Source organism: Cytobacillus sp. T106, assembly GCF_040492155.1.
GTDB classification, from domain to species: Bacteria; Bacillota; Bacilli; order Bacillales; family Cytobacillaceae; genus Bacillus_AB; species Bacillus_AB infantis.
Genome location: NZ_JBEUMK010000008.1, coordinates 120911 through 133383, shown reverse-complemented (window position 1 = coordinate 133383; position 12473 = coordinate 120911). Strand labels below are relative to the sequence as shown.

At 46.3% G+C, this 12473-nt stretch carries 14 protein-coding genes; 2 read left to right on the top strand and 12 right to left on the bottom strand.

Going from position 1 to position 12473, the window contains the following annotated elements:
- Positions 1–18: 18 nt before the first annotated feature.
- From ABU165_RS15510 to ABU165_RS15475, 8 genes are all read right to left on the bottom strand, one after another.
- Positions 19–1227, bottom strand: a complete 1209-nt coding sequence (locus ABU165_RS15510) for an acyl-CoA dehydrogenase family protein (RefSeq protein ID WP_318060243.1) — start codon at positions 1225–1227, stop codon at positions 19–21.
- 150 nt (positions 1228–1377) lie between these two features.
- Positions 1378–1509, bottom strand: coding sequence for a YjcZ family sporulation protein (locus ABU165_RS15505; RefSeq protein WP_009794135.1), 132 nt, complete (start codon positions 1507–1509; stop codon positions 1378–1380).
- Between the two features lie 83 nt (positions 1510–1592).
- A complete protein-coding gene (locus tag ABU165_RS15500) occupies positions 1593–2300 on the bottom strand; it encodes a DUF421 domain-containing protein (RefSeq protein WP_318060242.1) in 708 nt (235 codons plus the stop codon).
- A gap of 70 nt (positions 2301–2370) precedes the next feature.
- Positions 2371–2727, bottom strand: coding sequence for a stage V sporulation protein AE (gene spoVAE / locus ABU165_RS15495; RefSeq protein ID WP_022543615.1), 357 nt, complete (start codon positions 2725–2727; stop codon positions 2371–2373).
- Between the two features lie 34 nt (positions 2728–2761).
- Positions 2762–3778, bottom strand: a complete 1017-nt coding sequence (gene spoVAD, locus ABU165_RS15490) for a stage V sporulation protein AD (RefSeq protein WP_009794132.1) — start codon at positions 3776–3778, stop codon at positions 2762–2764.
- Positions 3779–4249, bottom strand: a complete 471-nt coding sequence (spoVAC, locus tag ABU165_RS15485; protein ID WP_035402683.1) for a stage V sporulation protein AC — start codon at positions 4247–4249, stop codon at positions 3779–3781.
- A 12-nt stretch (positions 4250–4261) separates the two neighbouring features.
- On the bottom strand, positions 4262–4747 hold the full coding sequence (locus tag ABU165_RS15480) for a YhcN/YlaJ family sporulation lipoprotein (protein WP_022543614.1): 486 nt from the start codon (positions 4745–4747) through the stop codon (positions 4262–4264).
- Between the two features lie 393 nt (positions 4748–5140).
- Positions 5141–5476, bottom strand: a complete 336-nt coding sequence (locus ABU165_RS15475; RefSeq protein ID WP_022543613.1) for a DUF1360 domain-containing protein — start codon at positions 5474–5476, stop codon at positions 5141–5143.
- A gap of 172 nt (positions 5477–5648) precedes the next feature.
- Between ABU165_RS15475 and ABU165_RS15470 the strand changes: the two genes are divergently transcribed.
- Positions 5649–6146 carry a CotY/CotZ family spore coat protein gene (locus tag ABU165_RS15470; RefSeq protein WP_101550852.1) on the top strand — a complete coding sequence of 166 codons (498 nt, stop codon included), beginning with the start codon at positions 5649–5651 and terminating at the stop codon, positions 6144–6146.
- 398 nt (positions 6147–6544) lie between these two features.
- On the opposite strand, the gene ABU165_RS15465 is transcribed toward ABU165_RS15470, so the two are convergent.
- From ABU165_RS15465 to mgtE, 4 genes are all read right to left on the bottom strand, one after another.
- On the bottom strand, positions 6545–7093 hold the full coding sequence (locus ABU165_RS15465) for a spore coat CotO family protein (RefSeq protein ID WP_318060241.1): 549 nt from the start codon (positions 7091–7093) through the stop codon (positions 6545–6547).
- A 289-nt stretch (positions 7094–7382) separates the two neighbouring features.
- Positions 7383–8156 (bottom strand): enoyl-ACP reductase FabI, encoded by a 774-nt coding sequence (fabI, locus tag ABU165_RS15460; protein WP_009794124.1) that lies wholly within the window; start codon positions 8154–8156, stop codon positions 7383–7385.
- 136 nt (positions 8157–8292) lie between these two features.
- A complete protein-coding gene (locus ABU165_RS15455; protein WP_148950154.1) occupies positions 8293–10152 on the bottom strand; it encodes a monovalent cation:proton antiporter family protein in 1860 nt (619 codons plus the stop codon).
- Between the two features lie 18 nt (positions 10153–10170).
- Positions 10171–11544, bottom strand: coding sequence for a magnesium transporter (gene mgtE / locus ABU165_RS15450; RefSeq protein WP_009794122.1), 1374 nt, complete (start codon positions 11542–11544; stop codon positions 10171–10173).
- A 156-nt stretch (positions 11545–11700) separates the two neighbouring features.
- On the opposite strand from mgtE, the gene prpE reads away from it, so the two are divergent.
- On the top strand, positions 11701–12438 hold the full coding sequence (gene prpE, locus ABU165_RS15445; protein WP_009794121.1) for a bis(5'-nucleosyl)-tetraphosphatase PrpE: 738 nt from the start codon (positions 11701–11703) through the stop codon (positions 12436–12438).
- Positions 12439–12473: the final 35 nt, after the last annotated feature.

The following is a 12473-nucleotide window of genomic DNA, read 5'->3' as shown; positions in this document are numbered from 1 at the left end:
ATAAAAACCTCCATTTAGTTATTGATGCTTCCGCAATTCCAATTTTGCGATCTGTGCCCTGTGCACTTCATCAGGACCGTCAGCCAGCCTCAGTGTCCTGGCATTTGCCCACTGTGCAGCCAGCGGGTAATCATCGGAAACGCCCGCTCCTCCCATAGCCTGGATGCTTCTGTCCAAAACCCGGAGTGCCATAGAGGGAGCAGTGACTTTTATCATGGCAATTTCTGCTTTTGCTTCTTTGTTACCGACTGTATCCATCATATAAGCCGCTTTAAGCGTCAGCAGCCTGGCCTGCTCAATCTCAATCCGGGAGTCTGCAATCCATTCGCCTATCACTCCCTGGCTTGACAGCGGCTTTCCGAATGCAGTCCTTGTCTGGACCCTCCTGCACATAATTTCAAGTGCTCGCTCAGCCGCCCCGATCAGCCTCATGCAATGATGGATCCTTCCCGGGCCGAGTCTGCCCTGGGCAATCGCAAAACCTTTCCCTTCCCCCCAGATGATATTTTCCTTTGGGACTCTGACGTTTTTGTATGTAATCTCTGCATGCCCGTGCGGTGCATGGTCATAGCCGAATACAGGGAGCATGCGTTCAATCGAGACTCCCGGTGCATCAAGGGGCACAAGTATCATAGACTGCTGCTCATGCCGTGCTGCCCTTTTATCTGTCTTTCCCATCACAATAGCCACACGGCACCTTGGATCTCCTGTACCGGAAGACCACCACTTTCTGCCGTTTATGACATATCCATCTCCATCCCGCTCGATGCTTGCCTCAATATTTGTTGCATCCGATGAAGCAGTCCCGGGTTCGGTCATGGAAAAGCAAGACCTGATCTCGCCTGCCAAAAGAGGATCAAGCCACCGTTTTTTTTGTTCATCGCTCCCATATCGGACCAGCACCTCCATATTCCCTGTATCAGGGGCGCTGCAGTTAAAAACCTCCGGACCAATCAGGGATCTGCCCATGATTTCGCACAGCGGGGCATATTCCAGATTTGACAGGCCAGCTCCATATTCACTGTCAGGCAGGAACAGATTCCACAGACCCTCCGCCTTCGCCTTCTCCTTCAGCTCTTCCATAATTTGCGGAACCCCGCTCCAGCGGGAATCCTGCCCATTAAGCTGCTTTTCATACAAATATTCAGCAGGATATACATGCCTTTCCATGAATTCTGTAAGCTTATCCTGCAAATCCTTCACTCTGCCTGAATAAGAAAAATCCATTCTTAAAAAGCTCCTTCCTTAACTTACTAACCGGTCGGTATGTAAAATAGTATACTCTTTTCAGAAAATTATTCAACTATTGTTCTAAAAATTCTGTCTTTATAGATACAAAAAAAAGAACTGCCCTTAGGCAGCTCTTCTTCCTCACTTTTAGTTATAGAAGCTAGCTCCAACAACAATCAACAAAATGAACAATACAACGATTAGTACGAAAGTTGATCCTCCGTAATAGCCGCCGCCACCGCCGCCGCCGTAGCCGCATCCGCCATATCCGTAGCCCATCAAAGTCACCTCACTTTGTCTTTACTCACTTATAACATATGAGAATTGACAAAAGTTGTGTGGGCAAGCTCCCAGTATTGCTCTCAATTTTCTTTTTGGACTTTCAAAACTGGCTGAATCTGTTTGCGGAAAGTTTCAATCTCTGCAGAAAACTGTCTGCAGGCTTCAGAGAATTGGGGTGCTTCTGCAGACAACTGCTCAAACTGTTCCTGCCACTTTGCCATGCAAGCCAGTATGTTTGCAGCAGACACTTCCTGTCCGGCATTACCAGTTGCCTTCGGCTCATCCACAGCGGGCCGAAAGCATTCCAAATCTTCATAGACGACAGGCTGTTTGACTTTTTTTAAAAGAACACTGATCTGCCCATTTGTTTCAAGCTGGGCAAACTCGACATCTTCAGGCTCGAAAATACTTTTCAGCCTCAGCTGCTCCAGAAGTTCATCCATCGTATACTTTTCCTTTTTCACCTTTTCCTTCAGCAATCTGCCATTTTCAATGAATACGGTTGCTTTTCCTTCCACAGCAGCCCGGAATTTAGGAAAACGCAGGGATAAAAGGGATACAATCAAGGGGGTTGCGGACCAAATCAGGAGCGACGGGAGGCTGGATGCCAGGTGGAGCCTTGGATCCATCGAGATGCTCCCAGCAATATCGCCGATTGTTATGCCCACAATATACTCATAAAAAGATAAAGAAGAGAGCTGTTTTTTTCCGAGCACTTTAGTGATAAAAAATAGCGCGATGATGATTAAAACCGATCTTATGATTGCTGCTCCAAAGTCCGGCACCATGCCAGCCTCCTCTTATTAACCCTAATGGTGATCCATAGCACCATGCTATCCAATATCCCCGAATTCCGGCTTATCCTTTAGGCTTAAACAGCAAAGCGCCGATAAACCCAAATACAATAGCAGCAGATATACCAGAGCTTGTCACTTCAAACATTCCCGTCAGGACACCCACAAGGCCGTGCTGCTCTGCTTCCTGAAGGGCGCCGTGGACCAGTGAGTTGCCAAAGCTGGTAATAGGAATGGTTGCGCCTGCCCCGGCAAAATCAGCAAAAGGCTCATAAAGCCCAAGCCCGTCCAATACCGCGCCAATAACGACAAACAAACTTAATGTATGGCCCGGAGTCAGCTTGCCTATATCCAGGAAAAGCTGTCCGATCACACAAATGACCCCTCCTACAACAAAAGCCCAAAAAAACATTGCTAGCATCCACAAATCTCCTTTCTGAACTCCGGTTCCTTATTTACTGAGTCATTTCAATCGCTACGGCATGGGCAATGCAGGGAATGCTTTCCTTCTGCTGGAAGGTCAGCGGGGACAAGAGAGCGCCTGTTGCCACCACAAGGATCCTTTTCAATTCCCCCTGCTTCATCCTGTTCAGCAGATGACCGTAAAGCACGGAAGCTGAACAGCCCGCCCCGCTTCCTCCTGACTGTACTGGCTGATCATCTTTGTAGATTAAAAGGCCGCAGTCCGCAAACCTGTTCTCATCAATGTTAAGCCCGTCATTCTGCAATAGCTCAAGGACTGTCTCCCTCCCAATCTTTCCAAGGTCTCCTGTGACGATCAAGTCGTAATAGGAAGGATCAATTTCCATATCCCTGAAGTGGGCTGAAATCGTGTCAGCAGCTGCAGGTGCCATGGCCCCTCCCATATTAAAAGGATCGGACAGTCCCATATCGATGACCTTTCCAATTGTGGCAGAAACAGCAGCCGGCATATCTTTTTGCCCTGTATTTTCTCCCACAAGAGCAGCGCCACCGCCCGTCACGGTCCATTGGGCAGTAGGAGGCTTCTGCCCCCCATATTCGGTTGGATAGCGGAACTGCTTTTCTACGGCAGAGTTATGGCTTGAAGCGCCGGTAATGATCTTCTTTGCTCCTCCGTAATTGATGATAAAAGCAGATAATGCCAGACCTTCCATTGAAGTCGAGCATGCTCCGAATACTCCAAAATACGGAAGCTGGATCGTTCTTGCTGCAAGGCTGCTGGGCGTAATCTGGTTAATCAGGTCCCCGGCAATAAAAAACTGTACATCATCTTTCTCTACAGAACCCTTTTGCATGGCTGTCTTTGCTGCCTCTTCCATCAGGACTCTGTGCGCCTTTTCGTAGGAGTCTTCCCCCATCCAGAGGTCATCGTGAAGGATATCAAAGTCCCTGGCAAGGTTGCCCTTTGCTTCAAAAGGCCCCCCAGAGACGCCAGTGGAAAGAATGACAGGCCGGTTCTGAAAAATCCAGGATTGTTTACCTTTCAGCATTCACAGCACCCCCCACATGACTAATAGTGTTTTAACCAAAGCTACTACAAAAGCGGAAAAAACCCCAAATAAGATAACTGACCCGGCGAGCTTAAACATATTTCCTCCCACCCCAAGCACAAACCCTTCAGTCCGGTGCTCTATGGCAGCAGAAATAACTGCATTTCCAAAGCCTGTAACCGGTACAGCGGAACCTGCTCCGGCATATTGGCCGATATGGTCGTATACTCCAAAGCCTGTCAGCAGCATGGATATGAAAATCATAGTGGCGACTGTAGGGTTTCCTGCTGTCTGCTCTGTAAAATCAAAGAAATATATATAAAAATAAGTAATGGCCTGGCCAATCACACAGATTACCCCGCCCACCCAAAACGCCTTCAGGCAGTTCTTCAGGACCGGGCGCTTTGTTTCATGCTTTTGTTCAAGCTGTTCATATTTCTTCTGCTCGGGTGTCTTGCTCTTTGCCACTATTTTCGCCCCTTTCTATGTGAGCTCTTTTTTCATATTGATGATTTTTTCAAGCTTATCCTTGGCCTTTTTGCGCGGGAAAGCCGGGTCCTCCATCTGTTCCTTCAATTCCACAGCCTCAAGGAAGATTTTATAGTCGCTGGATACAATGAAGTCTTCTTTAGGAAACTTTTCTTCCAGTCGCTTATTGATCGTCTTTTCAATTTTTTTCATGCGGAAGCGCTTAAGATGCTTCACCTTATAAGCCACAAGAACTTCCTCTTCGCCTACAACCACCGCAACATCATAAACCTCTTCGATTGCTTCGATTTCCTTTTTAACCCTTGGCGCCAAATCCTTCCGCTCCTCTTTCTTTTCATCAAGAAGCAAAGGCTGCGGGTTCGTCGTTTTTATTAGTGCCAGACGGCTTTCCGCGGTCTTTTGCTCGTTGCTGCAGCCGCTCACATACAGAATGGCGGCCAGGATGACCATTGACCTTCTAAACATCTGTTTTCTGTTCATATGCAATCCTTCCTATGTAAAGTGGATTTATTCGCTCTTATATTTTCCTCGCGGCAACAGCAATTTATGAATAAAACCAACTTGTAAAAAATGACAATGAGAAAAACAAATGAGGCTGGACAGTAATCAAAGTTGAAAAAAAATTAAAAAGCCGCTAATGCGGCTTTTGAATAGGCACCTTATTGCCTTCTTATTCAGCTGTTCCCCTTCTTTTTGCCGCAATTGCAGCCCTTCTTCTTTTTTTTCTTTTTGACAGGCCGGGACACTGTCCCCTGAACCGGTTTATCAGCATTTAACATAAGGATGCCTCCATTATTTAAATTTCAGTACACAGTGCCAGTTTATGCATGCAAACCAGCGCCTGTGCCGGCACAGTGCCATAGTTCAAAGATATCAGATAAGCCGCTGAATGACCGATTCAATAACTGCAGCAGCACCGGCGATGGCAAGGATAAAGATGACAGGGGCCGCTGCCATGGGGAAATAAAGATAGGAGAGGTAAAGCAATGCAGAGGCCCATACGCCTGTGCACCAATAACAGCTGATAAGCTCGCCGATAAAGCCTCTGATCAATCCCGGCCTCGTCACATAATACATTTCTCCTTTTTCCACAACCTCTTCCAAAAAAATCTGCCTGAAGAATTCGGTAATCGAATCAAATACAATCAGCCTTGTCAGCCGGAAGGCGGCAAAGGCCAGCACAGTGAATTCCCATAGTGATATGAACATCATGTACCCCTCTTCTGAGTTTTTTCCTACAGCTGATGCAGTACTATACTTTATGCACAGCAGAAAAAAAACTGCCTAATTTTCAGAAACAAGGCGTTTGTCCGTAACCCATAAGCCCTTCCGGCAATATGTTATTAGTGTAGTATCACAAGAAATAAAGGAGGAAAAGATAATGGGTTGTGGAAAAAAAGACGATGTTTATAGCTCAAAAAGCTGTGTCTGCGAAGTGGTTCGTGCGATAAAAGATATTCAAGATAATGCCGAAGATGTATGCGAGTGCCCGACAAATTGTTTCCTGGAGCCGCTTGGGACACTGGTTTCTCCGTCAAAAAGGCAAAATGCCGATACACGCGTTTTTGTCCTGAAAACAGCTGACGGGTCACCATTCCATGCTTTCTTCAGAGGCAGCGATTGCTCTTGCGTATCTATCTTCTTCCGTGTAGAAGATGTTTTTGATAACTGCTGCGCAGTGCTCCGCGTCCTAGAACCGCAAAAAAGAACACATGATGGCTATGATACAGTAGATCTCACAGAAGACTGCTGCATCGACCTCAAAAAGGTCTGCCAGGTAGACCGCTTTGTCAAGACGAATGACTGCATCACAGTCGACCTGAAATGCTTCTGTGCTGTGCAGTGCATCGCCGATGTCAACCTAGACATCTGTGACTAGCACCTTGGCCATTCTGAATGGCCCATCTGAGTTAGAACCTTCTTTGCATAAGTCAGGCAAGTCAAACACTTGGCGTTCGCCGGCTTTGACCGGCGGACCGCTTTGTTTTTGTATTGAAATGCGGAGGCGGCTTGCCCATTAAGGAGCGCAGACTAAGAACGCCACGTCCTGTGGCAACGTCTGCATGACCCACATCCTGTGGGCCTCAAGCATAAGACGCGGTAGAATAAAAGGCGTTCTTTGCCTTTAATTCTACCTTGGCTTATGACTAGAGGCTCCAGCCGCTGCAGCTGGACAAATTGAAATGCGGAAGGCGCTTGCTCAGCCCCGAGAATCATAATCATATGATTCCTATTCATTAAAAAGCCAGCCCGAAGGCTGGCTTTTTTGCGTGCTTATTACTTTGTGAAGCCAATCATCTTGATTTCTTTTATAGACTTTACAGAGATCGTTTCTAAGGATTGATCCATAAGTTTTATTTCTACCCTATCTTCTGAAGGCATGCTCTGCACAATCCCTCTGTATGTCTTTTCTTCCGTTAAAATCAGGCAGGGAACCGGCGGCAGCTGCTTGGGAAAATGGATCAGATAATCGAGCCTTTCTTCGACATTCATTTCTTTGAATGGCTTTACTCTCTGAAAAGAAAAGAACCCCTGCTTCCGTGATTCTTCTTCCTTCTTTTCAAGCTGAGCATCCTGATAATCTCTGATTGCAGACTGGACATCATCATTACTTTCAGGCAAATCAGCTTCATGACTGGCTGGACCGAAAATCGACTCTTCCCTTTGTACGGCCGGCTTGCTTTTTTTGTGATTATCGCTTGCCTGACGAGCAGCAGCCTGTTTTTTAGCATTTTTTGCAGAATAAACCTCCTGCATTTTGATTTCGGGCATTTTAAAGTGTGGCTGATGAATATAAAGCATAGGTTCTTTTGTTTTTTTCTCCACCCTGTGCACCTCCGCATTGTTTCTCCTTCATATATGTATGCAAAATGGGCAAATTCGTTTACATGGCGACCAAGTATCTTAGACTCGCAGATATCGCGGCAGAGAAATAAAATCATCAGTTGAGCAGCTTTACAAAGGATTAACACGGGGGGAATATATGGTTCACAATCATGTGCTATTGTTGGAATATACGGAACCTTAGTGCGGGATTGCAACCTGCGCTTCAGGTTTTACCCCCCATTTACATATAGAAAAGGCAGGCCAAGGAAATGGCCTGCCAATTTTTTTATTAGCCCATGATATGGAAACCGGAGTCAACATGGATGTTTTCCCCAGTGATTCCTCTGGACATATCGCTGAATAAGAACACCGCAGTATCTCCGACTTCTTCTTGTGTGGTGATGCGGCGCAGAGGTGCCTTTTCTTCAATTTCCCTCAAGATTGAATTGAAGTCGCTGACACCTTTTGCAGACAAGGTACGGATCGGGCCAGCAGAAATAGAATTAACCCGTATACCTGATTTGCCAAGATCTGATGCAAGATATCTCACGCTTGCATCGAGCGACGCCTTGGCAACTCCCATAACATTGTAATTCTGCATAACACGCTCTCCGCCCAGATAGGTCAGTGTGACAATGCTTCCTCCATCGGTCATCAATTCTTTTGCTTCCTTTGCCACTGCTGTCAAAGAATAAGAGCTGATATTATGGGCAAGCAGGAATCCGTCCCTGGTCGTGTTCATGAAATCCCCCTGCAGCTCTTCTTTATTGGCAAAGGCGATGCAATGGGCGACGCCATGGATGGTTCCTGCCTGGGCTTTAATTTCTGCGAAGCATTTGGCAACTTCTTCGTCATTTGTCACATCACACGGGATGACAAGGCTATCTGCATTTTCCAGTGAGCCTGCCAGCTCTTTTACGCTCTTTTCAAGGCGTTCTCCTGCATATGTAAAAATCAGGCGCGCTCCTGCTTCATGCAACGAACGGGCAATTCCCCATGCTATGCTGCGTTTATTGGCCACTCCCATTACAACATATGTTTTTCCTGCTAAAGACAGAGTCATAGTCGGTGCCTCCTATATTAATACATGTTATTAGTACCTAGTACTAATATTACTACATAATCAGCTAAAAGGAAAGTGCTGTTAAAGAATATAAGAAAGCCGGCCATCTTAAACGGCCGGCTTTCTATGATGCTGATTAACACCATTCGCAGAACTCAAGCTCACGCTTCAATTCATCCACATACTCTTTAGAACCTGTAACGATCAGCCTGTCATTCATCTGAAGCTCAGTATCCCCATGCGGGACAATTGAATCCATTCCGCGGAAAATGCGGACAAAAATAACATCCCCGGTAAATGGAAATCTCCTTAAGGTCATGCCGTCAAACTGGCTGTTCAGCAGCTTGATCTCATACAGGGATGTTTCCTGATTGGTCAGGATATTCATCACGCTAGGAGATTCGATTAGAGCACGCAAAAGCGCCTTTGTCGATAAAAGCACTGAGAAGACTTCCACTTCCTGCTCACGAAGGGATTCTTCCAGGTCAGGGCTTTCGATGCGGCAGATGACCCGCTCTACTCCCCGTTCCTTGAAAGCGACGGATAATGTGGCATTAGCTTCTTCATCACCTGTAGAAATCACAACAATATCCGAATTGAAAACATCTGTACCCTCTAGGACACCCACTGTGAAATCATCAACCTCTTCTATCTCGAAAAGGGAATCGGCAATCTGCTTATCAGACTTCTCTTGCTTTTTATGGTACAGCTTTGGTTCATACAGCGAGGATTTCAGTTCACTGTAAACCGGAAGTGTAAGCTGGTTGGCGCCAATAAAGGCGACCTTGAGCATTTTTTCCTCTGCAGCTTCTTTCGGGAAAAGCTTTTTGAAGACAATCGGAGTCAGCACACAGGTAATGATTGCAACCAGGATCAGCGTTCCGCTCATCTCTGCTGTGATGATCTCCATCCTTTCTCCGATGGTTGCTGCCGCAATGACAAGAGACAGCGTGGATGTCAGCAGGAACCCTGATGCTATCACAGTTTTTGCGTCATACCATTTCTTGAGAATAAGAACTGGGACAAGCTTGGAAGCAAGCAGGGCAATCAGCAGAAGCGGAATAAGCATAAGCATCTTCTGATCGCTGAATAACGTCCACACATTAAGGTCAACACCGACCATTACAAAGAAAATAGGAATCAGGAAGCCATAGCCGAATGAATCCAGTTTATGAATCATTTCCTGATTTGGTGCAAGCAGGGACACAAGCACACCTGCCAGGAATGCACCGAGTATATTCTCCGCGCCAACCGTTTCAGAAAGGCCAACCAAGAGCAGAATGAGTGTAAAAACTGCTCTCGTGCCAATTTGAACTGTACCGGTTGACATCGCCTCAATGAAATTGCGTTTCTGGAACTTCTTTCCGACAAAAAACAGGATGACTCCGGCTCCGAATAATACGAGCAGAAGCCAGGTATTGCCTTCACCGCCATCATTAAGCGACACAAAGACAGCCAGGAGGATCATTGTCGCCAAGTCGGCAATGACTGCGATCAGCAGGATGATCTGCCCGATCCCCGTTTTCATCAGATGGGCTTCTTTCAATGTAGGCACTACCACCCCAAGGGAAATGGTCGAAATGATCAGGGTCATCAGGAAAGCATTATCAATGAATCCTGCCAGGACAAACAAATAGGAAAGCAGCAGCGATACAGCGAAAATCCCGACAAACACAATGGACGCAACAAGAAACGTGTTTGGCTCAGGCTTTCCATTTGGCAGGACTGCTTTTTTCTTGCTCTTTTTGAAAGCCGAAAAGTCAATTTCAAGCCCGCTTAAAAACATCAGGAAAATAAAGCCGAGGGTCGAGAGGGTTTCCAGCCACATGTCTTCATGAACCAGGTCAAACCCGCTTTTTCCTATGATCAGGCCGACAATGATTTCCGCCACGACGACAGGGATAAAGTTTAACTTCAATCGATGCAGCACAATAGGTGTGATAAACGCTGCAAGAATGACTATAACAAGAGAAGCAACAGATGCTCCATGCTCCATATCTATTCCTCCTCCGATTTAAATCAGATAGCTCATGAACAATGTGGCCATCCCAAAATAAATTAAAATACTGATAATATCATTTATTGTCGTAATAAAAGGTCCTGAAGCAACTGCCGGGTCGATCTTCATACGGTGCATGATCAACGGTACGAGCGCCCCTGCGAGTGTTGCAACAATCAATGTAGAGAAAATGGAAATGCCGACAAGCAGGCCAAGATAGATATCGCCATGCCAGAGCCATACAGCGAGACTGACCAATATCCCGCAGATCGTCCCTGTAATGACCCCTGTCCCTGCTTCCCTGAAAATAAGCTTCGATTTGTTCTCCCTTTCAAGGTCGCCTGTTGCAATCCCGCGTACAGCAACTGCCAGGGCCTGTGTGCCCGTATTACCAGCCATGCCGGCGATAAGCGGTATGAACACAGCCAGTATGGACACCTTGCTCAGCGTTTCTTCAAACCGTCCAATCAGACTGGCAGTCATCATCCCCAGAAACAGCAGGATAATAAGCCATGGCAGCCTCTTTCTGGCAGCAGCAAATGGACTTCGATCAAGAGTATCCATGTCAGAAACCGCTGCTAGCTTGGAATAATCGTCTGATGCCTCTTCTTCCATGACATCCATTACATCATCAACTGTTATGATTCCCAATAAATGATTCTGAAAATCCACTACCGGCAAGGCCAGGAAATTATAATCCTTAATTTTTCGGGCAACATCCTCCTGATCTTCGCCCACCGACACTGAGACGACCCGGTCATTGGTGATTTCCGCGATCATCGTATCGTCATCGTTCACAATCAGATCACGGAGGGAAATGACCCCTGCCAGCTTTTTGTCTTCATCCACTACGTATACATAATAGATTGTTTCGGCCCGGGGGGCTTCATTTTTCAGGATATACATAGCAGAACGGACCGTCTGATTGGCGGAGATCGAAATGAATTCGGTCGTCATGATGCTTCCTGCCGTATATTCTTCATAATGCAGCAGGTCTTTGATTTCCTGTGCCGCATCACTGTCCATTATGGTCAGATAGCTTGCAGCCTGGTCTTTGTCCAATTCATTCAGGACATCGACCGCATCATCAGCATACATATTTGACAGCATATCTGCTGCATAGCTTGGATTCATTTCAGCCAGTACATCTTTGTATTCTTCCTCATCCACTTCCAGATTTTCAAAGAGACCTGCCATTTCTTCCGGGGACAGGAATTGATAGATGACTGAACGGGCTTCTTCCTCCAGCTCCTTAAAAAATGAAGCTTGATCATAAGGGTGCAGATCAAGGAACTCCTCCCTGAAAACATCTAAATCTTCATTTTGTAAAGACTGGAGCAGCAGCTCGCGGTTATATTGCTCCGAGGGTCTTTCTTGCATATCGGGCATGATTTACCCCTCCTTCCGGGTATACTAAAACAGTCTTTACTATACTAGCAAATGTTTGTTTTTTTGTCGTCATTAAAATCTTCCCACAGGAATATTTTGAGGATTTCAAATATACTGAGTAAGACCTGCTTAAATGATAGGCGGAGGAGGAACAGAATGAAAATTGATATCATTGGGGATATACATGGATGCTTTGCTGAATTCAAAACACTCACTATGAAGACGGGCTATTCCTGGGAAACCGGCATCCCCATCCATCCTGATGGGAGAAAGCTTGCTTTTGTCGGTGACCTGACTGACCGGGGCCCCGAGTCGCTGAAAACGGTTGAGATTGTCTGGGAGCTTGCCAGGCGGCAGGAAGCCTATTATTCACCGGGCAACCATTGCAATAAGCTTTACCGCTTTTTCCGGGGCAACAAAGTCCAGATTACCCACGGCCTTGAAACCACTGCTGCTGAATATGAAGCCCTTCCCCATAAGGAAAAAAAAGAAATAAGAAGAAAATTTATGGAACTGTACGAAAAGGCTCCCCTCTATCAGGTGCTTGACGGGGGAAAGCTCGTCATTGCCCATGCGGGGATCAAGGAAGAATATATCGGGAAAAATAATGCAAAGGTGAAAACTTTTGTATTATACGGAGACATTACCGGGAAGAACAATGCAGATGGCACTCCTGAAAGAAGGGACTGGGCAAAGGCGTATAAAGGAGAGAGGGTCATTGTGTATGGACACACGCCCGTGAAGGAACCGCGAACCGTCAATTCAACCTTTAATATTGATACAGGTGCCGTTTTTGGCAACAAGCTTACAGCCTTGAGATACCCGGAAATGGAATTGGTTTCTGTCGGCTCCTCCATGCCTTTCAATGCAGAAAAGTTCCGGGACATCCTTTAAACATCTGCCGGCATAGTAAAACGGCCGCCTAAAAA

Coding starts and splice junctions, on each gene's coding strand:
- ABU165_RS15510 (WP_318060243.1), bottom strand. CDS start 1,227: ATGGATTTTTCTTATTCAGGCAGAGTGAAGGATTTGCAGGATAAGCTT.
- ABU165_RS15505 (WP_009794135.1), bottom strand. CDS start 1,509: ATGGGCTACGGATATGGCGGATGCGGCTACGGCGGCGGCGGTGGCGGC.
- ABU165_RS15500 (WP_318060242.1), bottom strand. CDS start 2,300: ATGGTGCCGGACTTTGGAGCAGCAATCATAAGATCGGTTTTAATCATC.
- spoVAE (WP_022543615.1), bottom strand. CDS start 2,727: ATGCTAGCAATGTTTTTTTGGGCTTTTGTTGTAGGAGGGGTCATTTGT.
- spoVAD (WP_009794132.1), bottom strand. CDS start 3,778: ATGCTGAAAGGTAAACAATCCTGGATTTTTCAGAACCGGCCTGTCATT.
- ABU165_RS15480 (WP_022543614.1), bottom strand. CDS start 4,747: ATGAACAGAAAACAGATGTTTAGAAGGTCAATGGTCATCCTGGCCGCC.
- ABU165_RS15475 (WP_022543613.1), bottom strand. CDS start 5,476: ATGTTCATATCACTATGGGAATTCACTGTGCTGGCCTTTGCCGCCTTC.
- ABU165_RS15470 (WP_101550852.1), top strand. CDS start 5,649: ATGGGTTGTGGAAAAAAAGACGATGTTTATAGCTCAAAAAGCTGTGTC.
- fabI (WP_009794124.1), bottom strand. CDS start 8,156: ATGACTCTGTCTTTAGCAGGAAAAACATATGTTGTAATGGGAGTGGCC.
- ABU165_RS15455 (WP_148950154.1), bottom strand. CDS start 10,152: ATGGAGCATGGAGCATCTGTTGCTTCTCTTGTTATAGTCATTCTTGCA.
- mgtE (WP_009794122.1), bottom strand. CDS start 11,544: ATGCCCGATATGCAAGAAAGACCCTCGGAGCAATATAACCGCGAGCTG.
- prpE (WP_009794121.1), top strand. CDS start 11,701: ATGAAAATTGATATCATTGGGGATATACATGGATGCTTTGCTGAATTC.